General features: G+C 56.2%; 19 protein-coding genes and 4 tRNA genes. 7 read left to right on the top strand and 16 right to left on the bottom strand.

The genetic code is table 11. The features are described from left to right. Position 1: 1 nt before the first annotated feature. Both SPI05_RS02175 and SPI05_RS02180 read right to left on the bottom strand, forming a co-directional pair. Positions 2 to 1,105, bottom strand: coding sequence for a folate-binding protein (locus SPI05_RS02175; protein WP_321075733.1), 1,104 nt, complete (start codon positions 1,103 to 1,105; stop codon positions 2 to 4). Between the two features lie 48 nt (positions 1,106 to 1,153). After that, positions 1,154 to 2,104: a beta-carotene 15,15'-monooxygenase gene (locus tag SPI05_RS02180; RefSeq protein WP_321075735.1), complete on the bottom strand. Its 951-nt coding sequence runs from the start codon at positions 2,102 to 2,104 to the stop codon at positions 1,154 to 1,156. Positions 2,105 to 2,555: 451 nt separating this feature from the next. Between SPI05_RS02180 and SPI05_RS02185 the strand changes: the two genes are divergently transcribed. After that, positions 2,556 to 3,176: a DUF47 domain-containing protein gene (locus tag SPI05_RS02185; protein WP_295026402.1), complete on the top strand. Its 621-nt coding sequence runs from the start codon at positions 2,556 to 2,558 to the stop codon at positions 3,174 to 3,176. 12 nt (positions 3,177 to 3,188) lie between these two features. Further along, entirely contained in the window at positions 3,189 to 4,223 is a 1,035-nt protein-coding gene (locus tag SPI05_RS02190) for an inorganic phosphate transporter (protein ID WP_321075739.1), read from the top strand. 74 nt (positions 4,224 to 4,297) lie between these two features. Here SPI05_RS02190 and SPI05_RS02195 read toward each other — a convergent pair whose 3' ends face one another. The 3 genes from SPI05_RS02195 to SPI05_RS02205 form a co-directional block, all read right to left on the bottom strand. Beyond that, positions 4,298 to 5,287 (bottom strand): NUDIX hydrolase, encoded by a 990-nt coding sequence (locus SPI05_RS02195; protein WP_321075741.1) that lies wholly within the window; start codon positions 5,285 to 5,287, stop codon positions 4,298 to 4,300. Positions 5,288 to 5,408: 121 nt separating this feature from the next. After that, positions 5,409 to 7,883, bottom strand: a complete 2,475-nt coding sequence (locus tag SPI05_RS02200; RefSeq protein WP_321075742.1) for an RNA degradosome polyphosphate kinase — start codon at positions 7,881 to 7,883, stop codon at positions 5,409 to 5,411. A gap of 96 nt (positions 7,884 to 7,979) precedes the next feature. Further along, on the bottom strand, positions 7,980 to 8,615 hold the full coding sequence (locus SPI05_RS02205; RefSeq protein WP_321075744.1) for a hypothetical protein: 636 nt from the start codon (positions 8,613 to 8,615) through the stop codon (positions 7,980 to 7,982). Between the two features lie 261 nt (positions 8,616 to 8,876). Between SPI05_RS02205 and SPI05_RS02210 the strand changes: the two genes are divergently transcribed. Both SPI05_RS02210 and SPI05_RS02215 read left to right on the top strand, forming a co-directional pair. Next, positions 8,877 to 8,949, top strand: a tRNA-Lys gene (locus SPI05_RS02210). 362 nt (positions 8,950 to 9,311) lie between these two features. After that, complete coding sequence (locus tag SPI05_RS02215) at positions 9,312 to 9,623, top strand: DUF5692 family protein (protein WP_321075786.1); 312 nt, start codon at positions 9,312 to 9,314, stop codon at positions 9,621 to 9,623. Positions 9,624 to 9,712: 89 nt separating this feature from the next. Here SPI05_RS02215 and SPI05_RS02220 read toward each other — a convergent pair whose 3' ends face one another. The 4 genes from SPI05_RS02220 to SPI05_RS02235 all read right to left on the bottom strand — a co-directional run bounded on the left by SPI05_RS02220 (position 9,713) and on the right by SPI05_RS02235 (position 10,697). After that, on the bottom strand, positions 9,713 to 10,309 hold the full coding sequence (locus tag SPI05_RS02220) for an isochorismatase family protein (protein ID WP_295027731.1): 597 nt from the start codon (positions 10,307 to 10,309) through the stop codon (positions 9,713 to 9,715). Positions 10,310 to 10,409: 100 nt separating this feature from the next. Next, positions 10,410 to 10,485, bottom strand: a tRNA-Phe gene (locus SPI05_RS02225). A 35-nt stretch (positions 10,486 to 10,520) separates the two neighbouring features. Next, positions 10,521 to 10,594: transfer RNA gene (locus SPI05_RS02230), tRNA-Asp, on the bottom strand. A gap of 30 nt (positions 10,595 to 10,624) precedes the next feature. Further along, positions 10,625 to 10,697 (bottom strand) — tRNA-Glu (locus SPI05_RS02235). Positions 10,698 to 10,807: 110 nt separating this feature from the next. Here SPI05_RS02235 and SPI05_RS02240 point away from each other — a divergent pair. Beyond that, positions 10,808 to 12,364, top strand: a complete 1,557-nt coding sequence (locus SPI05_RS02240) for a mechanosensitive ion channel family protein (protein ID WP_321075747.1) — start codon at positions 10,808 to 10,810, stop codon at positions 12,362 to 12,364. Then, complete coding sequence (locus tag SPI05_RS02245; protein ID WP_321075749.1) at positions 12,361 to 13,407, top strand: endonuclease/exonuclease/phosphatase family protein; 1,047 nt, start codon at positions 12,361 to 12,363, stop codon at positions 13,405 to 13,407. The genes SPI05_RS02240 and SPI05_RS02245 overlap by 4 nt, the downstream gene beginning before the upstream one ends. 116 nt (positions 13,408 to 13,523) lie before the next feature. On the opposite strand, the gene eno is transcribed toward SPI05_RS02245, so the two are convergent. The 5 genes from eno to SPI05_RS02270 form a co-directional block, all read right to left on the bottom strand. Next, positions 13,524 to 14,801 carry a phosphopyruvate hydratase gene (gene eno, locus SPI05_RS02250; protein WP_321075751.1) on the bottom strand — a complete coding sequence of 426 codons (1,278 nt, stop codon included), beginning with the start codon at positions 14,799 to 14,801 and terminating at the stop codon, positions 13,524 to 13,526. 168 nt (positions 14,802 to 14,969) lie between these two features. Continuing rightward, positions 14,970 to 15,560, bottom strand: coding sequence for a hypothetical protein (locus SPI05_RS02255; protein ID WP_321075752.1), 591 nt, complete (start codon positions 15,558 to 15,560; stop codon positions 14,970 to 14,972). A 67-nt stretch (positions 15,561 to 15,627) separates the two neighbouring features. Further along, entirely contained in the window at positions 15,628 to 19,125 is a 3,498-nt protein-coding gene (gene mfd, locus SPI05_RS02260) for a transcription-repair coupling factor (RefSeq protein WP_321075753.1), read from the bottom strand. A gap of 51 nt (positions 19,126 to 19,176) precedes the next feature. Then, on the bottom strand, positions 19,177 to 19,845 hold the full coding sequence (pth, locus tag SPI05_RS02265) for an aminoacyl-tRNA hydrolase (RefSeq protein ID WP_321075755.1): 669 nt from the start codon (positions 19,843 to 19,845) through the stop codon (positions 19,177 to 19,179). 32 nt (positions 19,846 to 19,877) lie between these two features. Then, on the bottom strand, positions 19,878 to 20,504 hold the full coding sequence (locus SPI05_RS02270) for a 50S ribosomal protein L25/general stress protein Ctc (protein WP_321075757.1): 627 nt from the start codon (positions 20,502 to 20,504) through the stop codon (positions 19,878 to 19,880). A gap of 400 nt (positions 20,505 to 20,904) precedes the next feature. Here SPI05_RS02270 and SPI05_RS02275 point away from each other — a divergent pair, with 400 nt between their 5' ends. Further along, on the top strand, positions 20,905 to 21,654 hold the full coding sequence (locus SPI05_RS02275) for an NADPH-dependent oxidoreductase (protein WP_321075758.1): 750 nt from the start codon (positions 20,905 to 20,907) through the stop codon (positions 21,652 to 21,654). Between the two features lie 23 nt (positions 21,655 to 21,677). On the opposite strand, the gene SPI05_RS02280 is transcribed toward SPI05_RS02275, so the two are convergent. Continuing rightward, on the bottom strand, positions 21,678 to 22,649 hold the full coding sequence (locus tag SPI05_RS02280; RefSeq protein WP_321075760.1) for a ribose-phosphate diphosphokinase: 972 nt from the start codon (positions 22,647 to 22,649) through the stop codon (positions 21,678 to 21,680). An 83-nt stretch (positions 22,650 to 22,732) separates the two neighbouring features. Beyond that, the gene (gene glmU, locus SPI05_RS02285) at positions 22,733 to 24,196 is read right to left on the bottom strand and encodes a bifunctional UDP-N-acetylglucosamine diphosphorylase/glucosamine-1-phosphate N-acetyltransferase GlmU (protein ID WP_321075762.1); all 1,464 of its coding nucleotides are present in this window, start codon (positions 24,194 to 24,196) and stop codon (positions 22,733 to 22,735) included. Positions 24,197 to 24,233: the final 37 nt, after the last annotated feature.

The following is a 24,233-nucleotide window of genomic DNA, read 5'->3' on the forward strand; positions in this document are numbered from 1 at the left end:
TTTATTTCCTCGCTTTCAAGCCCAGTAAGCCGCCCAGCTGGCTATCATCCAGGCGGCGCGGGTTTTCCCCGCTCGGATCCACGATGATGCTTGGGGCGGCACGCATTCCTTCCACCAGCAGCATTTCCGCAGGGTCAACCTGACGTTTGACCAACCCCAGACCGATTTGCCCGTCCGTGGGATGGTACGCCACCGAGGTCAGCACCCCAACTTCGCAACCGTCAGACTCCAAAGTCAGGGGGGAACCTATGGCTGGAAGTTCCTCGCGGGACCCATCAAGGTCGAAAAACGTGAGTCGGCGCGGAGGACGTCCCCGGTTGGTTAGTTTCGCCACGGTTTCTTGACCGGGATAGCAACCCTTTTGCAAACTGACGGCGACGCGCAGCCAGTCCAACTCATGAGGGAGGGTCCCCGGTTTGCCTTCACGTCCCAGGCGGGGGCGCCACAGGGCAATTCTCACGGCTTCCCAAGCACCCAAGTCCGCTTTTACCAGACCGCTCACGGCCGCTTTGGCCTCGAACTTGGGCAGATCTATACGCGAAACTACCGCTAGTTTACGGTGCGGGGCTGCGGGGTCGTCTCCCGGATGGCTTGTGCCCGCTGTGGCGAAAGTAGTCGTGTTTCCCACCGGACCGGGCCACGGATCAGTCCAGGTCACAGAGGAATGTTCGCTCCAGAACCGGGCCGCTGGGGAGATAGCATCGCCAGTGTTCAGATAGCCCAAGACCGCAAAGTCCGCGCTCACATCGGCAATTTCAACGCGGGAACGGAATCGCATCGACTGGAAAAAAATGGCGGCACCCCCCGGTTCTTCAGTCAAAATCCACACGGCGCTGTCATCATCGACTGCGAAAAAACTCAGCTCTATGTGTCCGGTGGGGTCGAGGATGAGGGCTTCGCGCGGTGAGGCAGGCTCCCAGTTGGAGAAGTCCTGGGTGCTGATAGAGTTCAGCCAAGCCCAGCGATCCGGCCCGGAGACTTTTAGCACTCCCAGAGGAATAGTGGCGTAGCCACGGCCTTCGAGCAGTTCTGTGCCGTGATTCCAGCCCGCCTCTATCGCCGTTCCCGGCCAGATCCGGTCGATACTCGGATAGGTGACCTGCATTTTTACCCCCTGTTCACCACTTTGGACGCTGACGTGAGAAACAATCCCTCAAGCAAGTGTAGGGCCCTGCCCCACTAAGAGCCGCGCCAGAATGTATAGCGGAACGGACGCCGCCAGAACGGGAATGAAAGCCTGGCTCACCGCAGCCGAAACTGTTGACGGAGCCAAGTCTCCGCTGAAAAGCACGGTCAATGACGCGAACGCGATTCCAAACACCACTCCCAACAGCAGGCCGGAAACTAGGGCCACGGTCAGGCTGGGAAGGTGGCCTCCAGCGAAAAGCACCAGCTGATCCCGGGAAGTTCCTTCCATCACAAGGATGGCGGCCCCGGCTGCCAAACCGAAAATTACCGAGAACAGGATTCCCGTGAAAACTCTCCATTTCAAGTGCCAGTTGGCGCTCATCGCCATCCCGATGCATCCTCCGATGAGAGTGACTGCTCCGGGCACCAAGAGGAAGTACCACAGTGTTTCCGTCTCGAGCATGACCCAAGCCCCGGCAGTGGAAACGATGAGGATTCCCGCCACGTTGCCCGCAACTGAGTTCAGCAAGTCCTGCCGGGGGCGACGCACCATTTCCGCGATGAAAGCCCCAATGACTCCCAATCCCACGACTTCTGCCACTATCGAGAAATCTCCAAAGATTCTTCCCGACAACAAAGCCAACACCCCGAATACGGTCAGCAAGATGAAAGAGGCTCGCGGGGCGGGCAGATGCGCCAAATGCGCCCAGCCGTAAGCAAAACATACCACCGCGATGGCTGCAGCTACGGTCAGAAAATCGGAAGGAAGCAAAAAAATCAGGGACATTCCCAAAGCAGCCAGGGCGGTAATAATCTCGGGGTGGGCACAGATAACTCGCCCTATCAGGGACTCAGGAACTTTCGGCAGCTTTTCAATCTTTTCTGCCTGGTGTTCCTCCCGCCGCACGCGGCGCGTAATTTTTACCGTGTCGGTCAGCGAAGGATTCGGTATCTCCGCGTTGGGCTGGGAAGTCATATTCCGATTCTCTCATAAGTTGGGGAACTCTCAGGAACTGACCGGATTACGTGTTCCGAGAGGGTTAAAACTTTGAAGGCTCCGACGAGCGGAGCCTTCAACGACACCGAAACCGTAAAGCGCCTGTCGGCGCGAAGGCCGCTCGTAGCGGCAGTATATGGAGCCCGGGGCTTCTACGGACATCGATGTCTTATTATTTAAATTACCACACCCGCGAAACTTTGTCTCTAGATTTAAATTAAATTTCTCTTTAACTACCCTTTAACCTGACAAAGCTCCAGGCGATGCCCTCAGTACCGCGCGCATTGCTCCAGAATTTACACCGTTTTTACAATGAAGGCTCCGAACGGATAGAGTAGTCAAGGCTGACAAAACAGATTCTGCCAGAACTGTTAAAACCGGTTCTCAAAGTCCCCAAGTTCGCCGAATCCATCACAAAGAAGGGTGAAAAATGGGCCTGTTCCATCGCGCCAAAGACGAGAGATTTTTCGAGCAGCTCACCGAAATTGCCGGCAACCTGATTGAAGGTACCGATATCTTGGCAAAGTTGATGGCTCTCCCCCCCGCTCAGCGCGACGCAGAGCGCAACGACTTGCACGCGGTCGAGAATTCCTCCGATGATTTGACCCACGCGTTCATGAACAAAATCAACCAGACTTTTGTCACCCCTCTCGATCGTGATGACCTCAGCGAACTGGCTTACCGACTCGATGATTGCATGGATTTGATTGATGAAGCCGGGAACCTCATCGTGGTCTACCAGCTGCAAGAAATCCCCGAGTGCTTGCACAAACAGGCGGCTATCCTCCAAAAGTGTGCCGCTGTTACCGCTAGTGCTATGCCCCGCCTGAAAACTTTGGACGAGCTGCGCGAGTACTGGGTGGAAGTCAACCGCTTAGAGAACCAAGCCGACCAGATTTATATGCACTGCCTGTCCGACATTGTGAATAATAATCCTGACCCGATAGCGGTCATCAAACTAAAAGATGTCACCGAGCGGCTGGAGGATGCCTGCGACGCATTCGAGCATCTGGCTGCTCTGGTCGAAGGCATTGCGATTAAGGAATCTTGAGGGTTCTCCCAGATGGACATTTCTCTGGTACTGGTTGTTTGCGTCGTTATCATCGCAGTTGCTTTTGATTTCACCAATGGTTTTCACGATGCCGCCAACGCCATCGCCACCGCAATTTCCACGCGAGCTTGGGAACCGCGTACCGCCTTGGCTATGGCTGCGGTCATGAACCTAGCGGGATCTCTACTGGGAACTGAAGTGGCAAAGACCATCGGGTCTGGAATCATTGATATGTCTGGATATGCTACGGCGGTTTCCCACGCTGAAAGAGCCCACGGCCTGTTGATTATTCTTGGTGGCTTGATCGGGGCCATTTGTTGGAACATCATCACCTGGTATTTCGGATTGCCTTCCTCGTCCTCTCACGCGCTGATTGGCGGCTTGGCGGGAGCGGGTTTAGCTGCGGGCGTCACGGTGAACTGGGCGACGATTACTTCTCACGTCTTGATTCCGATGGTGGTTTCCCCGCTCATCGGTTTCACTTTCGCGTATGTGCTGATGAGCCTGGTTATGGTGTCTATGAAGAACCTGGCTTACCACCGAACCATGCGTAAATTTCGGGTTGGTCAAAAGTTTTCCTCCGCGGCTCTAGCCCTGGGTCACGGTTTGCAAGATGCCCAAAAGACCATGGGGGTCATTTTCATCGCTCTGGTAGCTTCCGGTCACGTCGACTTGGACGACCCGATTCCTCTATGGGTCAAGTTCGCGGCGGCTACAGCCATCGCGGCCGGCACTTTCGTGGGCGGGTTTCGCATCATGAAAACCTTGGGTTCGAGGGTGATTCATGTCAATCCGGCCGACGGTTTCGTCTCCGAGACGGTTGCCGCGGGGGTGCTGTACTTCACGGCTTTCATCTGGCACGCCCCGATCTCCACCACCCATACCGTGACCACCGCCATCATGGGAGTGGGCGCGACCCGCAGGCTTTCCGCAGTGCGCTGGGGAACAGCCGGAAACATTGTGGTGGCCTGGGTTCTGACTCTCCCCGCCGCCGCCGCGGTTGCAGCCGTGGTCTACACCCTGTTGGAATTCCTGTTTCGGATTTAGGCAGCGCCGCCCACCGGCAACCGAGAGAACTCGAAAAACCGGCCGAATAAACTTGTGATTACCGAAAAATCACATTAATCCTGCACGTAACCGACAGGAGGTTCGGCTCCTGCGCGCTCGGCGGCAATGAGCTTTGGGCTGCCCTCGGCGTCTGAGATTACGTGAACAATCAAGGATTCCCCGGTTTCCAGAGGCACCAGGGTTTCTTCTAAGAAGTCGTTACCCAAAGCCCGAATCAGCGGAATCAGGACGGGAGCGTGGGAACACAGGGCAGTTGGGCCTTCCGTCAGCGCCGCCTTGAGCTGTGTACGCAACAGTTCCAAGCCGCCATAAGGATTGGCGGCAAAGCCGTCCTCGCTCAACACATCCGGGTATTCACACCTAATCCCGCTAGCTTTCAAGTACGGGCGTACCGTTTGCTCGCAACGCTTCCACGGCGAACAATACAGCCGAGAAATCCCGAATGCACTCAAGGTGGAGGCCAATGCCGCGGCCTGGTGCTTACCACGTTTTTTCAAGGGACGCAGCGAATCATCGGTCTTCCACTTCAGTCGATTCTTGGCTTTTCCGTGGCGAACCAACATGACTGGAGTCGAGTCACCCCACCCCTGCGACAGACATTGCTCCGCGTGTGCTACCAGATTGCGGTCGTATTCTTGAGTCAAAAGCTCCTGCGCTTGGGCCTGGTCGACCCAACGGGTTTCGTTTATCTCATATGGCGAGGCCGGTTCCGCATAGGAGCGGGCCAGTATCGCCGCGCTGTGGCGCACCTGAGCCAACCAGTACGTCACCTGTTTCTCGGCACCCTCCACCGGGTAAGTCGTGACCCCAAGCTGGGGGCCCAGGCAAACCTGAACTCCCGTCTCCTCGGCGATTTCACGTACCGCACAAGCAGGTAGCAGTTCGCCGAGTTCCAGTTTTCCCTTTGGTAGGGACCAGTCGTCGTACTTTGGCCGGTGGACGACCAAAAATTCATAAGGGGTTTGGGTGGGTGTCCCCTCCAAGGCAGGACGAACTTCCCCACCGCGCCAAACCACCCCGCCGGCAGCTAAAACTTTGCTCATTCACTTCCCTTTTCTGTCCACCCAACCTTGCAAATCTCACCGACCAGGCTTTTCCGTACCGTTCCGACACGGTCTAGCCTGGCTCATTACGTCACAACTCGGATACCGCGTCACGTCGACCTCAATTCCGGGAGACACCGCCACGTCCCGACACGCGCGAGGAGGCGCGGCTCATCAAGGTTTCCTGGATGTCCTCCAGACGCAACCCAGCCTCATTCGTATTGACTCGCACCCACTGCTGGTCGGGCATCAACCGCCACGAAGCGGTAGTGTCTGCCATGCCGTGTTTGACCAGATCAACCAAATATTGAATCTGTTCCGGGTCCACAATTTTCACCAGCGCCTCGACGCGGCGATCCAAGTTACGGTGCATCAGGTCCGCGGACCCAATCCAGACTTCCGGATCCCCATCGTTCTTAAACGCATAGACTCGCGAATGCTCCAGGAATCGTCCCAAGATAGAAACGACCCGAATGTTATCGCTGAGGCCGGGGATACCTGGCTTAATGGAACAAATGCCGCGAACCTGAATCATCACCGGAACCCCCGCTTGGGAAGCCCGGTAGAGTGCGTCCGTCAGGCGTTCGTCCACAATCGAGTTGATTTTGAACAGGATTTCCGCTTTCTTACCCGCTTTCTTGTTAGCAATTTCGCGGTTAATCCGCTCAATCAAGCCATCACGAATGGAGCGGGGCGCGACCAGCAAACGGTGGAAAGACGAACGCGGCGCGTATCCGCTGAGCTGGTTGAACAAACGCGTCAGGTCCTGGGCAACCTCGCGGTCATCGGTCAGCAGACCCAGGTCCTCGTACCCGCGAGCTGTCTTGGGGTGATAGTTGCCGGTACCAACGTGGCAGTAGCGATGCAGCCCATCGGGTTCTTGACGTACCACCAGGCACAGCTTACAGTGAGTCTTGAGACCGACCAGACCGTAAACCACGTGAACCCCAGCGCGTTCCATCTTGCGAGCCCAGCCGATATTGGCTTCCTCATCGAAACGCGCTTTAATCTCGACGATGGCCACGACCTGTTTACCGGCGCGAGCCGCGTCAATCAGGGCCTGAACAATAGGGGAATCGCCAGAAGTACGGTACAGGGTCTGTTTGATTGCCAAAACGTTCGGATCTTGAGCGGCTTGCACGATGAATTGCTGCACCGAGGTGGCGAAAGAATCATACGGAAGGTGTATCAGCACATCGTGATTACGAATGGAGCTGAAAATATCCGCGGTTTTCGATGATTCTTTTTCGGCCAGCCCGGCCGGGGTCACGGGAACATAGGGAGGATATTTGAGTTGGGGAATATCCAGATCATGCAGGTCGTTGAGACCGCGTAAGTCCAGCGGCGCGGGGAGCCGGAACACGTCGGAAGTCCCGATTTCGAGGTTTTCTTTTAAGAAGTCCAGCAGGAACGCCGGCATGGATTCTGCCACTTCCAGACGTACCGCCGGCCCGAAACGCCGTTTCGCGAGTTCGGATTCCATTGCGGTCAAAATATTTTCCGCATCGTCTTCCTCGACTTCCAAATCTTCGTTACGGGTCACCCTGAACTCGTGGGCTTCTTTAATTTCCATACCGGGGAACAAATGGTCCAGGTGCGCAGAAATAATCTGTTCGATAGGCACGAAATGGACCTTTTCTCCCGCCAGAATTACACTGGAGGGGTCATTTTCGACCCCGTTTTCGGTCACTGCCACGAAACGCGGCAGGATGGGCGGCACCTTAATCCGAGCAAAGTGTTCTTTGCCGGTGTTGGGGTTGCGCACAATTATCGCCAGGTTCAGCGACAGCCCAGTGATGTATGGGAAAGGGTGCGATGGGTCTACTGCCAGCGGCGACAGGATAGGAAACACCTGGTTGCGGAAGTAGCGGTGCAGGATTTCGTGATGGGTTTCGTTCAGGCTATCCCAGTCGGTGATGACCAAACCAGCTTTATCCAAGGCCGGGCGAATCTCGTCTTGGAAATAACGGTAGACGTTACCGGTCATCTCATGAGAGCGACGGCTGATTTCGCCCTCCAGCTGACGCGGTGTCAACCCCGAAGCGGACACTGTCGCGAACCCAGCGGCGATGCGGCGCTTCAGACCCGCGACACGCACCATATAGAACTCGTCCAAGTTGGAACAATAGATAGTCAAGAACCACGCCCGCTCCAACAGGTGCAGGCGGGGGTCTTGGGCCTGCTCAAACACGCGTTGGTTAAAGGCTAGCCAGGACAACTCTCGGTCGGCGAAGCGTCCTTTGGGTAGCTTCTGCAGTCCGTCGGGAGTCAGTCCGTCTTCTTTCTTAAGCTCCAGGGGCTTGTGGTCGGATTTCTTTGATGATTTGTTCTTTTTGACCTTCGAGCCCAAGGCGTCCGCACGAGCAATCACTACCGAGTCGGGCAGTTGTTCCTCTCGGTGGGTGTCTGGTTCCGTGAAGTCCGCGTCATCGTATTCTTGGGAACCACCTGAGCTGAGATCTTTTTTCGGGAACAATTCCTCGGCGGTAGCTCCCTCGAAAAGGGATTTCTTTGCTTCCCCGGGCAAGGGATGAGGAGTCGGAACTCCTGTCTCATTGTTTTTCTGTGTATCTTGGTTTTCCTGGTTCTCAGACACCTTATATCCCCTCAACTTTTTCGTTAATTTTGCTCAAGTATTGCCTGGTTGCACAGGTTTCTGTGCCGCCGCTGAGCGCGGCGCGCGGCGCAGTCGTCAATCCAAGCGGCCTTCGCGGTACATCGTCGCCGCATCTAGCAGTTCGTCGGCGGTAGCCAGCAAAGCGTTGTCCCGTAGGGTCACCGGGTTGGCCAGCACGTCCTGAGGATTTTCTTTCATCCAGACCGACTCGCTGGCTGCCAACACCCGCAGCACAGCTTGAGACGTATCCAGAAAATCGGCGAAATTACCGTCGAAACTGCCTCCCAAGATTTGTCCTAGCTGTTTTTTCCATCCCGGAAAATCCAAGGAATGAGCTCCTTCGATATCAAGGTGTTCAGACAGTCGCGGCGAATTCAAACCCTGCTTAAAGCGGGTATTCACGCCTTCGGGGTAACCTTTCACCCACTGGTCTATCAGCAGCAGCCGCCACAAAACGCCCGGCAAGGTATTGACCGGGGAACGTGACCACAACTCAGCCAGTTCGTCTACGCCGTTATCCTGCATATGCTTCAACAGGCGTTCCTTGGTTTCCGGATCGGGATCAGACCACTCCCCATTGGGGGATTTCACCAATATCCGGGCCGAGGTGTGGGCTGATTCGCTGGACAGCGCCGGGTCTTCCTCGCCTTCCAAGTATTCCAAGGTCTCTGGTTCGATGATGGCCGGGCGTCGCGGTTTCCTGGTTTCCATGGTTCCTCCCTGTTCGATTCACTTTAATTATCCCCGTTCACCCGGGATTTTGTGTGGACTTGGTAACGCGGAAGGTATTTTCCCCACGAACCGTGCCTGACTGTAAAAAATGTGACGAACCCCACTGACAGTTGCAGTGCCCGCACTAGAGGCGCAAATTAAGGCCGAATTTCGGGACAATCCGTTGCCGAGCCTGAGTTCCAGAATGAACCAGCCGCTCAGTTGTCGTTACGCAGACTTTTTACCTATAATCTTTCCTACGGGCCTATAGCTCAGTTGGTAGAGCAGCGGACTTTTAATCCGTGGGTCGAGGGTTCGAGTCCCTCTGGGCCTACTTGTTTGAGTGGGATGGGCTTTGCCCATCCCACTCAAACATTTAACGGTTCTGGGGACTCGGACCCTCGACGCAGTCGCGCGCTGGCAGCGACCGCAGGGAGCATGAGTCAGCGCGTTACAGCGCGGAGGCGTTAAAAAACGGCACCGATGTGCCGTTTTAGCCGAAGCACCAAACAGAAAAAGTCCCTCTGGGCCTACCTTTGTGGGGTCGGGCGAGTTGGGCCTGACCCCCGGAAAGTGGACACATCGGGGGTGGTTATGCTGCGTGGGTCATTGTAGCTGATGTGAGGGTTTCAAACATGTCGGGGGTGAGGTAGTGGCACCAGGAGTGCCGCCTGCGCGTGTTGTAGCGCATGCACCCTGACTTTCTGGTCAGCGTTCGTGCTCTCGTTCCCGCACTTCACCCAAGACTCCATGTTTAGCCACGTGGCGAGTCAAAACCACACCGCGCTGTTCCTGCTGTCTTTCTTGGCGTTGGCAACCAACGCGGGACTGGCCATCTACCACGTGTGGAGGATTGTAAAGACAAAGCGCAATCCGTTCAAGACCGAGCTGTACGCGGATTTGCCGCAAAACGTTAAGATTATCCGCCGCACCGCGACTGATGAAGTCAAAGAGCGTATCGCAGCTCGTTTAGGAAAGACGCCACAGGAGCTGGGGTATCTGGACTAACTAGGCTATCCGTAACCGGTTCGAGGGCGCGCTCTCGAACCGGTTACATTTTGCCCCCGAGATGCTCTCCGGCACAAAAAGCCAGAGGATCAGTCCTCTTCTTTGAAAGCGTCAGCGCTAGGAATTTCGTCTACCCCGGCCTGCGCCATTTCTATGCGCGCAGCTTGACCGAGCTCAGCCGAAACCGGGACAGTGAGGTCCTCAAGAACTCGTGTCGGCCAACCCAAATCTAGGGAATCCAGAGCGGTTTCCTTCACGCAGTGGGATTCCGCGATACCGACCACATCCACGTCGGTGATGTCGGCACGACGCAAGATCTCTTCCAAGGTATCCCCCGCCTTGTTCACCCCTTCAAATCCTGAATAAGCAGCTGCGTACTGGCCTTTCTTAACGGAGTCGTCAAAAGGGAGGGCGGCAATGGCGTCGTGCAGTTCCGCCTGCGCCGTGCCCGCCACGCCGTGAGGCGGCCAGGTGTCGACGAAGTCAGGATGGTCGGAAAAATGTTCCCCCGGATTGATGTGCCAGTCCTGAGTGGTGACTATAATCTCGTATTCGTCCTCGTACTCGGTGACAAAGTCCGCAATCCGCTCCGCGACATCGTTACCGCCCACCACTCCTAAGGCTCCGCCCTCGCAAAAGGTCGGTTGGACATCAACAATCAGCAGTGCGCGTTTCATTTCGGCCATAGTTCCTCCGTTGTTTTGGGGATACCTCTATTATGACCTGGAACAGCCGTTAATCTAACCGAAGTGTAAAAACCAAAAGTCCCCGCTTTACGCGAGGATTTGGTGGCTCCGACCGGCGTCGATCCGGTGACCTAACGATTTTCAGTCGTTCGCTCTGCCAACTGAGCTACAGAGCCAACGTTCGTCTTAGCTTGTGGCCATCGACGAACTGCGACCCTGACGGGACTTGAACCCGCGACCTCCGCCGTGACAGGGCGGCGCGCTAACCAACTGCGCTACAGGGCCATTCAAAGCGCAAACCCGAAGGTTTACATGTACTCCCAACGGGATTTGAACCCGTGTTGCCGCCGTGAAAGGGCGGAGTCCTAGGCCGCTAGACGATAGGAGCGTCGCCTAAGCCCAGGGGGCTAAGGACTTGAAATAGTTTAGGTGAAAAAAGCCTAGAGTGCAAAACTTCGTCCCCCGGTCATCCCGAGCGCGATAACCTATGCTAGAGACATGAGTTTTGTGTTCATCCAGACCCCGGAGCCGAATCCAACCCCGGATACCGCCGTCAAGGAAGTCCTGGAAACTTCCCTGGACATCATGGCAGTTCTGGCTGCCAGTTTGGTCTGCATCCTAGCTTTACTGGTGGCTTCCCAGGTCATCGGGTTTTTGTTGCGTCGCTGGGGACGCAAACACCGCCTGATTAAATATCTGGAGCGTCGTTCCCGGGTGGGCGGATCTCTGACCTGTGTTGCTCTGGGGGCGACAATCGGGTGGCATTGGACAGTTCGCAACCCCAACGTTCCTGGTTACGACATAGTTTCACACAGCTTGCTGATTTTCATGATTGTAGCCGTGACGGTGTGGATGATTGAACTGTGCGCTGTCCTGGAGGACATGACCCGGACGCAGATTGAGGGCGGGTCGAAGCCGAACCGTCTGGTTACGCAAGCTCAGGTCCTACACCGGGTTTCACAAGTTTTCTTCGGCGTTTTTGGGGCTATCGCGATTACGTTGACGTTTCCAGAAGCGCGTGCCGCTATGGGGTCGGTGCTGGCTTCTGCCGGCATTATCTCCCTGATTGCTGGCATCGCGGCACAAGGGGTGTTGGCCAATATGTTCGCTGGGCTCCAGATTGCTTTCTCCGACCCGATTCGGGTGGGTGATGTAGTCGTTGTGCAAGGCCAGCAAGGCACGATTGAAGAAATCACGCTGACGTATATTGTCATTCATCTGTGGGATGAACGCCGCCTCATCCTGCCGTCCAAGAAATTCACCGAGGAACCTTTTGAGAACTGGACCAAACGGGACACCAATTTGTTGGGGATAGTGGAACTGCGTGTGGATTGGCGTCTGCCGTTGGCGGCATTCCGTAACGAAGTGGATCGATTGCTCTCAGAAACGGATTTGTGGGATGGACGCACCGCCAGTGTGCAGGTCACAGACAGTTCCGAAGAAACCATGCTGGTGCGTTTGGTGGCGAGCGCCGCGAACTCCGGGGATTTGTGGGATCTCAAGTGTTTCTTGCGAGAACGCCTCATTGAGTGGATTCAAGGCGAAGCCTCCTACGCCCTGCCGCGCCGCCGCATTGAAACCGACAAAGTGACAGAAGTCAAGCTTCCCGTAGATGAAATCGAGATTGAGAAACAGGCTCGCGAGTTGGCTATCGCCACAATCCGGGAAGCGAACAGCGATCGCCACACCGCGGCCGCCGCGAAACAGGAGCACGAAGCTGTCCCGACTAATCCTTACGGGGAGCCGCTTTTAGACCAGTATGCCCGCAAAATTCAGGAAAGACGCCGCTCTTGGCGTTCTAAGGCACGGCATCTGGATGCAACCCAGAGCGAAGCTCCCGGACAGCTTCTCCCCTCCCAAGATGCCCTGCAAGATACCAAGTTGATGAGTACCACCGCCACGATGACTTGTGACCGGCTCTATTCCGGGACTCCCGATGCAGAGGAACGCCGCAAACTTGTCACGGGACCCAAACAAACTGACCGCAAGCCAACTGCTGACAGTGACAACACAACTAAAGACACCATCCCACCTTCTGAGGAGGCACAGAAATGAGCCGGAGTAAACGCTCTCGGAAACCTGCTCCCGCCCAAACCCGCTCGACCACCCAAAATACGCCGAATCCGGATTACCTGCGGATTATTACCTGCAATTTACAGTGGGGTACCCCAGCGGAGGGCTGGCCCGATATCCAAAAGGCGAATTCAAGAACGGGAGCATTTATCCGAGGTTTGTGGGAACGCTGTCGCAGTCTGTTCAAATCGGGTTCGGTCAATACTCGCACCCAGCTGACTGAGGAAAATCTGCGACAGACTGCCCTGGTACTCAAGCGGTTGAAACCGGATATTTTGGCGTTGCAGGAAGTCGACAAAGGACAGCGACGTTCTGGTTACCTCCACCAGGCGCGCATACTGGCGCAATCTTTGCACCTGCCCTATTGGCGTATCGGAGCGTCTTACGCGGGTCAGTCCCAAGTCCTGCACCGCCGCCCTTTGGACAGCGAGTTAAAGGCGGAAAGCGGGTACGGTATCGCCCTGCTCTCCCGCTGGCCGGTGAAATCTTGGCACTTTAAACGGCTCGGCAGAGTCCGGGCCCGCATAGTGTGGGGCAGCGACCCGTGGAAGGGATTTTCTCACGGCTTTCTCGAGGGTTTACGTGACCTTCCCGATGCTGCAAAAAGGACCGGGATTCGGTTTGGTCAGATGCGAGTGCTGTTGGCGGCCCGGCTGGCTACTCCGCTGGGGACCGTTGCTCTAGGCACAACCCACCTCGAAATTCACCGCCCCACGGCCGCTTCTCAGCTGCGGCGTGCCTGGCGTTCCCTCTACCACCTGCGTTCTGAATCATGCCTGCTAGTGGGGGATTTCAACCTGCGCGATTACCACATCGACAAAGTGCTACAGCCTTTGCCCGCAGAACAACACCCCGAACTGCATGCGGCAATCCCGTCGTATCCGGCAGACAAGCCGTGGATTGCCCTGGATCAGTTGCTGGGCAACGGTTGGGAGTTGGTGGGCGAACCGCGAGCTTTGCGTCTGCCCATCTCGGATCACCAGGCAGTCATCTACGATTTGCGCCCCGTAAAGGCCGCTCAATAGCCCTTTGGCATCGCAGTAGTAGCCATCCGGGAGGAAGCTCGCGAGCCCGAGCGGGTAAAAAATTTCCCAGGCCGATGATGACGCCAGCCTGGGAAACTTATGGAAACGAAATGAACTTAGCCGCGGAAGCGCGGGAATGCGGACTTACCGGCGTAAACGGCGGCATCGCCAAGCATATCTTCGATACGCAGCAACTCGTTGTACTTGGCGACGCGTTCGGTTCGAGCCGGGGCTCCAGTCTTAATTTGGCCTGCATTGGACGCTACCGCCAGATGCGCAATCGTGGTGTCCTCGGTTTCGCCCGAACGATGCGAAGTCATGGTGTGGAATCCCGCCCGGTGGGCCATCTCGATAGCTTCGAGTGTTTCGGTCAGCGAACCAATCTGGTTGACCTTTACCAGCAGAGCGTTTGCCACACCTTCCTTGATGCCACGCTCTAGGCGTTCGGGGTTCGTAACGAACAGGTCGTCGCCCACCAGCTGCACCTTGTCGCCAATGGCGGCGGTGAGTTTCTGCCAGTCCTCCCAGGCGTCTTCGTTCAACGGATCTTCAATGGAAACAATCGGATACTTTTCAATCAGTTCCTCGTAGTATTTCTCCATGTAAGCCGCATCGCGGGCTTCTCCCTCGAAGTTATACTTGCCGTTCTCGTAGAACTCAGAAGAAGCTACGTCCAGAGCCAATGCCACGTCCTTGCCGGGCTTGTAACCGGCCTTTTCGATAGCAACCAGAATCAAATCGAGAGCTTCCGCGTTAGACTCCAGGTTCGGAGCAAACCCGCCTTCGTCGCCCAAACCGGTGGCCAGACCCTTGTCCTTCAAAACGGACTTCAGGCAGTGGTACACCTCAGCGCCCATCCGCAACGCTTCGGCGAACGTCTCGGCACCAATCGGGGCAATCATGAACTCTTGAATGTCCACGTTGGAATCCGCGTGGGATCCACCGTTCAGGATATTCATCATCGGCACTGGCAAGACGTGAGCATTAGGACCGCCGAGATACTCGAACAGTTCCAGACCGGCATCCTCGGCCGAAGCCTTCGCCACTGCCAGGGACACGCCCAGAATCGCATTCGCCCCCAGTTTGCCCTTATTGGGAGTGCCGTCCAGGTCCATCATTGCTGCGTCAATACTGCGCTGTTCGACGGTATCAAATCCCACCAGCTCGGGAGCAATAATGTCATTTACCGCCTTGACCGCGTTTAATACGCCCTTACCCTGGTAACGTCCCTTATCACCATCGCGGAGTTCCACCGCTTCGAACTGGCCGGTCGATGCGCCAGAAGGAACCGCAGCGCGAACCATACCCCCTTCGTACTCAAGCTCGACTTCGACCGTGGGGTTACCGCGGGAATCGAGAATTTCGCGACCGTAAATACTTTCGATGATTGCCAACTGAGTCTCCTTATGTGACAGGTTGTTATTTTTCCGCCGCTCCGCCCGAAAGAGGGCACAGGCAGCCACTCCTATTCTTTCGTTAAAATGCGCATTTGTCCGGGGATTTCTCCCCGGACAAACAAATTTTTCTCGATTTAACTTTCCAGTTCTCGCCGCAGTTTTCGCTTACTGCTGGGCCTGACCCATCATCTGCATTTGCGCGGCACGTTGCTGAATCAGCTGAATAGTTTGATTCATCCGATTCGACAGCTTCGCATTATCTAGGTCGAAACCGGCCTGGTAAGCCTGTTCAATCTGCGCTGCCACCTGCGAATTGACCGGTGACACACCCAACTCGTGAGCGACTCCCTGATCTGTGGCGGTGGCGCACAGCAACAGTTGCATGACATCGCGAGTTTCGGGGGACATCTGTGCAGGGTCCACCTTGAACAGGTCGGTTTTAATCTCATCAAGCTGCGGGCACTGCGAGAGCAAATCCTTGCCGCCTTCGTTGAGAGTCCGCAAATAACGTAGGGCATAAATGCGTGCGGTCTGCATATCCGGCGTGTCGTTGAGGTTAATTCCCGCTTCGGCCAGTTCTTTGGTGACCGTTCCGATTTGCGCTTCGGTGACGACCCATCCATCACCATAGGCGGCTACTCCTGGTTTCGCTTCGCACCCGCTCAGCAGTCCCCCCGCGAGCGCCAGCGCGGCAACGCCCGTCATCAGCTTGGTTGCGGTTTTTGTGGTTTTGGTCACGAGGGACTTTTCCGCCATCGTTTTTCCCTTCAATAGTCCGGCCCAACGTTCCCATCTTAGCTTTTCTTTGACTGGGGAGGGAATTTTAAACCAGGGGTTTGATGACGCCTCGAATGACTTTCTGTACCCATTCCATGAGCTCCAGGTCCACAATCGGAGTTTCGCTCAACCCATTTTTCCTGGTTGGGGCGGGTATGAACAATTCGCGCGTAGTCAGTTTCAGCCGAGCCCCCGGATACAGGCGCCGCAGACGTGCCATCTGTGAATCTGCCAACTCAACGGGCGCAAAGCGAATGAATTTACCCAAGACCTTTATTTCCTGCACCTTTTGAGTCCGCGCCAGGTTACGCAGTTTCGCGACTGCCCCCAATCGTTCAAACGGTTGCGGAGGTCGTCCGTAGCGGTCGGTCATTTCCTCCATTAACTGGTCAATCTCCTCATCAGTGGTAGCCGAGGACAGACGCGTATAGGCATCGAGACGCAGCGACTGCACATCCAGATAGTCCTCTGGAATGTAGGCATCTATGGGCAGCTCAATAGACACACTGGTGTCTTCTGGGGCTTCCTGGCCTTTATAGGCCGCTACCGCCTCGCCCACCATGCGAACATACAGGTCAAAACCAACTCCGGCGATATGTCCGGACTGTTCGCCACCCAACAGGTTGCCGGCCCCGCGAATTTCCAGGTCTTTCGTAGCGATAGCCATCCCAGACCCCAGTCCGGTGTTGGTTCCAATCGTTTTCAGTCTCTCAAAAGCCGTTTCATTCATAGTAATGTCGGACGGATAGAGGAAGTAAGCGTAGCCTCGTTCCCGCCCGCGGCCGACTCGTCCGCGCAGCTGATGCAGCTGGGACAGACCAAAGCGATCCGCGCGGTCCACGATGATTGTGTTGGCGCTGGTCACATCCAACCCGTTTTCGACAATTGTCGTGGACACCAGCACATCGAATTCTTGGTTCCAGAAATCCACCATGACCGATTCCAGCTGTTTTTCCGACATTTGCCCGTGGCCCACCCGAATCCGCGCTTCGGGCACCAGCTCGGCGAGGTGAGCGGCAACCTTATTGATGGATTGCACGCGATTATGCACGAAAAATACCTGGCCGTCACGCAAAAGCTCGCGCCGGATAGCGGCCGCAACCTGCTTATCCGAGTAGGCTCCCACGTAGGTCAATACCGGGTGGCGGTCCTCCGGCGGGGTGGTGAGGGTGCTCATGCCACGAATGCCGGTGATTGCCATTTCCAGGGTGCGCGGAATCGGGGTGGCGCTCATGGTCAAAACGTCAACGTTAGCACGCAAAGCCTTGAGGGCTTCCTTGTGCTCCACCCCGAAACGTTGTTCTTCATCAATCACCACCAGACCCAGGTCTTTAAACCGAACATTGCCCGACAGCAGGGCGTGGGTTCCGATTACGACTTCGATAGAGCCGTCTTTCAACCCGGCCTTAATCCGAGTGGCCTCTTTGGCAGTAGTAAAGCGCGACAGCGCGGCTACCGTCACCGGGAATCCCGCAAAACGGTTCGTAAACGTTTCCTCATGCTGGCTGACCAGCAGGGTCGTCGGAGCTAGAATTGCCACCTGCTTGCCGTCCTGAACAGCTTTAAAGGCCGCGCGTACCGCTATCTCGGTTTTTCCGTAACCCACGTCGCCGCAGACCAGCCTATCCATCGGAACGGTTTGTTCCATGTCGTGCTTGACTTCATCAATGACCGTGAGCTGGTCGGGAGTTTCCACGAACTCGAAACTATCTTCCAGCTCGCGTTGCCAGGGGGTATCCGGGCTGAAGGCATACCCGGTGGTGGCTTGGCGAATAGCGTAGAGACGCACCAGTTCGCGAGCGATTTCTTTCACCGCTTTGCGGGCTTTGGACTTCGTTTTTGCCCAATCTGCCCCGCCCATTTTTGACAGCGCCGGGGATTCTCCGCCCACATACTTCGAGAGCAAGTCCAGGGAATCGGTAGGAACCCAGAGCTGATCAGCGGGCCCGTTGCGTTTGCTGGGGGCGTATTCCAAAACCACGTACTCTTTCGAGGTGGTTTCTCGACCTCGTCCCATGGTGCGCTTCGACAGTTTTACAAAGCGTCCGATGCCGTGGTGCAGGTGAACCACGTAGTCTCCCTGGTTCAACGTGAGAGGGTCAATGGCTTTACGTCGTCTGGCGGGGAGGTTTGCCTTGTCGGAGGCATGGCGGGACTTCTTTTTGCCCAAGACCTGTGCCTCACCTACCACCAAAAGTTGCGCTGCGGGGACCTGGTACCCCTCGTCCAGGGGTGCCACCGTAATCTGTACCGCGCCGCTGCTCGGCACTGTGGCATCCGCAACCACCTTCGCCGGGACATCTGCCTCGCTGAGGACATCCCGCAGACGGCTCGCCATCCCCCTACCTGTCGTAGTAATCACGACATTCCAGTTTTGTGACACCAAATCGCCGATTGTACCAATCAGTCCAGTTTCTCCGGCGGGAGGCTCCATCACGATTTGCGCCGCCACGTTCTGAGCGTTCTCGCCCACCGCAAAAGGAGAGACGAACACGGTGTCCATACGCGCCTCTTGGGCGGCGGCGTGGAGCTGTTCCAAGGTCAAAAACGAAGCCTGTTCAATCTCCAGGGGCACTTCCCCGCCGCCCGCGGCCGCTGACCAGGAAGCCGCCAGGAACTCTTGGGTCGTTTCCACCAGTTCTTTCGCGCGTGCTTCCAAACGGGGACGATCGGTTGCCACCAGACGGGCTCCGGGCGGTAGCAGGGAAAACAGGGGCACCATTTCCGCTCCCAGCAGTGGACTCAAGGATTCCAATCCTTCGCCGTACTTGCCCTCGGCTGCCAGATTCAGTAATTCAGCAGCTTGGGGCATTTGGTCGGCCAGGCTGGCGGCCCGCTCTCGCGCCGCGTCGTCGAGGAGCAGTTCACGGCAGGCCGGGGCGACCAGTTCCCGGATGTCGCCGCCAAAAGTTCGTTGATCCGTTGCCGTAAACGCCCGAATGGTGTCTACCTCGTCGCCAAACAGTTCTATACGCACGGGATGGGCGGCTGTGGGCGAAAAAACATCAATCAGACCCCCACGCACCGCAAACTGACCGCGCGTTCCGACCATATCAACCCGTTCGTAACCCAAACGCAACAGGTCCGCAGCCATGGCGTCACGCTCATAAGCGTCTCCCACCCGCACCGTAAACAGGGGATAGTTAGCGATATGCGCGTTCACCGGGGCTAGAGCGGCTCGCATAGGCATGACCAGAAAATGTACCGCATCTGACGGATGGGGATGCGTCACCCGATGCAAAGCCCAAATTCGGCGCGCCATCGTGTCTGCCCGGGGGGAAAGCCTCTCGTGCGGCAAGGTTTCCCAGTCAGGAAACAGCTCCACTCCAGCAGTGTAAGCTCCCAGCTCACGTGCCAATTGGGTGGCGGCACGAGTGCTCGGCGCGAGGACCACGGTTAGACCTTCGCGGCCACCAGGCAAACCCGCAATGAGCGGGGCGTAAAACCCGGGGGGCGACACGTATTCGCACACCGAACCCGCCGCATCAGGCTCCAGGCCTGCCAAAGCAGCCCCGGTCTCCTCCAGTAAACCGTGCAAACTCATGAATGAACCTGACCCCCTAAGTTCAGACCTGACTTGGGAACGCGCCGCCCCTTACTTGGGGTTGCCCAAATGTAACCTGGCTTGAGCTTTCGCCAGTCCGTTTTCCGCAATATCCGTCACGCATTGTACCGCTCGGTCCAAAACCTCATCGAGGATACTTTGCTGGGACTTCGGGATACGTCCTAGAACCCAGTTGATGACGTCAGACCCCTCCCCGGGCAATTTGACCGGACGCCCGATACCGATGCGTAAACGCGCAAAATCTTTCGTACCCAAAGACTTTTGGATTGATTTCAACCCGTTGTGCCCGCCATCGCTGCCGCCAACTTTCAGCTTTGCGTAACCCATTTCGAGGTCTAACTCATCATGAACCACCAGCAGGCGCTCGGAGCCAAGCCGGTAGTAATCCAGCAGTTCTTTCACCCCCGAACCGGATTCGTTCATGAACGAGCCGGTGTGAGCCACGATAATCTTGGGGGCATCGACCCCGTAGCCCAAGCTCACTGTTGCCACGCGCGCCACCACTCCCGCACGCGCCAGAGACTGATTCCGATACGTTTGGCCAGATTGCTTTACGAAGCGATCAGTCACCAGGTATCCACAGTTGTGCCGGGTTCCGGCATATTTTTCACCGGGATTGCCGAGCCCCACCACGAGCCAGGTTCCCTCCTCGTCTACCAGACGAGAGGGATCCAAACGTGGTTCGTGAGTGGGGCTCATCAGCAATCCAAGCAAGTGTCAGAAAACCGCTACTACTCAGCGGATTCTTTGGTTTCTTCCGCAGCCTCAGCCTCGGTAGTTTCTTCTTCCGCAGCCGGCGCCTCGGGAATTTCAACTTCCTGCGGAGTGGTGACGCTCAAGACAATCGCTTCCGGATCGGTCTTGGCTTCCACGCCCTCAGGCAACTTGATGTCTGCCACGCTCAACACCACGCCGTCTTCCAATCCGTCCACGCTGACCTCGATCTTTTCCGGAATAGCAATAACCGGAGCAAAAATTTCCATGTTCAGCAGGTCTTGGTTGGCAACCAAACCAGCCATAGGCTCGCCGATGATTTCGATAGGCACTTCCACGTCCACCTTTTCATCGGCCTTCACCAGCAGCAGATCCATGTGCATAATCTGGCGCTTTACCGGGTGACGCTGAATGTCCTTGACCAGGACCATCGCCGGGTCTTTCAGGCCCTTCAGGGAAATAACGGCATTCGCGTTGTCCTTCACCAGCAGGAAAGTGTCGTGGTAGGGCAGCAGCAGGTGCACCGGATCGGTGCCGTGGCCGTAGAGAACTGCCGGAATCTTGTCGGCGACCCGAGCGCGGCGAGCAAATCCCTTACCAAAATCCGTGCGCTGTTCGACTTGCAAAGTGGGGTTATCAGCCATGTTTTGTATCCTCCAAAATATGAAATCAGTTTGTGTTTTCCCGGGAGGACCGCGGAATTCTGTTGCGGGACCACCTTTCCGAAGTTTCGTTCCTCCCCTTACGGGTGGGCAGACGACTCCGTTTCATGCCATGAGACAGAAAAACCCGCCATGCTCAAAAAAGCAAAAGCGGGCGAAGGGCATCCGGCAAAGTTACCGGGCCGCGTCGATAACGGTTCACGCCGCGGAATGACCGCCACGTTCCCCCTCGCCGAGGCAACCCGACAATAATAGCGAAAACACCGCAATTTTGCTAATTTGTGGAAACACTAACCTCCTCTGTTTCTCGCCGGTCAAACAGTAATCTGGCCAGATACAATATTTGGGGATACCTAAAGGTTAAATGTGAAACAATAGGTTTATGAATGAAACCATCGATGTCCAGCTCAAGCATCGCACTATTCGTGAGTTTAAATCGAATCCTATTCCCGAGGATACTTTCCAAACCCTGATGGACGTAGCCATGCGCACTCCCTCGTCCCGCGGGATTCAAAATGCCTCAATTATTCGGATTAAGGATCAAGCAAAGCGCGAAAAGCTGGCTGAAATTGGTGGTCAAGAATATGTTGCCCACGCCCCGGAGTATCTGCTGTTTATTGCAGATTTAGCTCGGGGCGCAGCCATTCTGGAGGAAATGGGGTTGTTTCCTCAATCGGCCGCCACGATAGATACATTCCAAGAAGCCTTCACCGATGCGGTTCTCATGGTTCAAAACGTGGTGGTTGCAGCCGAGTCGTTGGGGTTGGGAGCCAATATTTTAGGCAATATTTTGAATGACCCCAAGGCGGTGGTCACGGCTATCGGGCTGCCTCCTTACACCTTCCCGGTCCTGGGCCTAACCTTGGGATATCCCAGTGAGGAACCGCAGCTCAAACCGCGGATGCCCAAAGAATTCCGGGTCATGACTGACACGTATGTGCGTCCGGATTCCTACCTGGAAGCCCTCAAGGATTACGACGCGCAGATGCGCGAATACTATGACCTGCGCAATAAGGGCAGGCGTGAGGACAGGTTTACGAGTCAAATCTTTCAGAAGCTCGGCAAGGTACGCAACCGCCGCGCTTCCCTCCTGGATGATATCGAGTCTCAGGGATTCCTCATGCACCCCTAGACTCCATGGGAATCGCGCCCGTTTTACTCGAACAGGGCGGTCACGGAGCCTTCCTCAAAGACCTGGCGAATTGCCCGGGCCAGCAACGGCGCAATCGGCAAAACCTTGAGCTGCGGAAACCACTTATCCGGAGGAATCGGCACCGTATCCGTAACGATAACTTCGCGGGCTCCGCATTCGCTCAGCCGCTTTGCCGCCGGATCAGAAAACACCGCGTGCGTGGCCGCCACCAGCACATCCTTTGCCCCGGCGTGCTTCAAAACGCCCACGGCTTCCGCAATCGTGCCACCGGTGTCAATCAAGTCATCGACCAGCACGCAGGTGCGCCCTTCAACATCACCCACCACGCGGTTGGCCACGGCCACATTGGGACGGGAGGTGTCACGAGTCTTGTGCACGAAAGCCAGAGGGTATCCGCCCAGGCGGTTCGCCCACTTTTCAGCCACGCGAATCCGGCCCGCATCCGGGGACACCACGGTTACATTGTTCAAATCCACGCGGGTGCGGACATAGTCAATCAGCACCGGCATCGCCTGGAGGTGATCCACCGGGCCGGTAAAGAATCCCTGTTCCTGCGAGGCGTGCATATCGATACTCATCAAACGGGACGCTCCGGCAGTCTTGTACAAATCCGAAATCAGACGCGCCGAAATCGGTTCGCGCCCCTGATGTTTCTTATCTTGACGGGCATAGGGATACAACGGGGCGACCACGGTGATGCGCTTGGAACTGGCTCGCTTCAGGGCATCAATCATGATGAAGTGCTCCATCAACCACTTAGAGACATTGCCGGAAATGGACTGGATACAGAACACATCACAGCCGCGGACCGACTCGTTGTAACGCACATAGATTTCGCCCGAGGCAAAGTCGTAGATGGTCGTCGGCAGCACCTCCACGTCAAGTTCTTCGGCGACTTGTTCAGCCAGTTCGGGGTGCGATCGACCCGACACAATCACCAGGCGCTTGCGCGGGGTATCAAACAACTCTGCCATTTGTTTTCCTTCTTTTATCGGAGTTTTTCTGTTGTTGCAAAGGTTTTCATAAGGGTGGTTGCCCTCCCTTTCATTCACCGGGACTATTTCGTACCGTCTGGTTCGTCTGGGGAGTTCCCTTCGGCTTGTTCAGCTCGCATCGCCTCGATGGCGGCGATAGTTTCGGGACGATTCTGGGCGACCCAGCCGGGAATTTGGCGCATCTGGAAGTCATTGACCGCCAAGCATCCCTCCGGGATGTCTTGGCGCACGATGGTTCCCCCGCCGGTATAAACGCCATCTCCGATATTGACCGGGGCAATGAACACGTTATTCGCGCCCGTTCGGCAATGCGACCCAACGTTGGAGTGATGCTTATGTACCCCATCGTAGTTTGCAAAGATGGTGGCGGCGCCGATATTGGTGCCTTCCCCGATGGTGGCATCCCCCACATAAGACAGGTGAGGAATCTTGGTGCCTCGCCCGACTTGAATGTTTTTCGTTTCGCAAAAGCCTCCGACTTTCGTACTTTCCGACAGGATGGTTCCCGGACGTAGGTAAGTGAAAGGCCCAATATAGGAATGGGCGCCAATTTCGGATGATAGGCCATGAACCCGAAAGACTTCCGCGTCGTCTCCGACTTTCATGTCGATAAGCGTCGAGTCCGGTCCGATACGGCAGTCCTCTCCGATGCTGGTGTGGCGGCGCAGCTGCGTATTGGGGTAAATCGTGGTGTCCTGACCAATGGTCACGTCGGCATCAATCCATGTCGTCGTCGGATCGATGATGGTGACACCCTGCAGCATCCAGTACCGAGTGCGGCGGCGATTGTATTCGGCTCGCAGTTCTGCCAACTGAGCCCGGTCATTGCAGCCTTCCGCTTGCGCCGTGTCTGCCAGCAACACCGAAGAAACTTTTAATCCTTCCCGGCGGGCAGCCTTAATGGTGTCGGTTAGATAGATTTCCCCTTGGTCGTTGTTTGTCGACAGGGTCGGTAAGCAGCGGTTTAAGAATTCGGCATCGAAGGCATAAATCCCGGCGTTGACTTCTTTGATTTGCTTTTGAGCATAGGTTGCATCACGCTCCTCAACGATGCCGGCAACATGTCCGGCCACTCGCTGAATTCGCCCGTAGCCGAAAGGATTGGCTATCTCGGTAGTCAGCAAGCACAAGGCCGCCCCTTCGTCCTCGCGAGTTTCCGCCAGGGACAGAATAGTGGAGGAATCGAGCAGTGGTACATCAGCAGAGGTCACCACCAAAGTTCCCGTCGCAGCCCCCAGTTCCTCGAGCTTTTGTAAAGCACACCACACCGCGCGACCGGTACCGGGCACATCGTCCTGGTAAGCAATCGCAATGTCGGGATTGACTGCTAGAGCTTCGGCGGCTACAGCATCGGCCTGGTGACGGACCACTACCACAATCCGTTCCGGTTCGATTTCCATAGCGGTGTGGATAGCGTGAGAAAGTAGGGTGCGCCCTGCGAAAGAGTGCAAGACCTTGGCCTTCTTAGACTTCATACGGGTGCCTTGGCCTGCAGCCAAGATAACGATGGTGCTGACGTTGGTCATGTTCCTATCCTAACGCCTCGCCAGCTCCTAAAAAGCA

It is taken from the genome of Mobiluncus sp., assembly GCF_034180645.1.
GTDB lineage: Bacteria > Actinomycetota > Actinomycetes > Actinomycetales > Actinomycetaceae > Mobiluncus.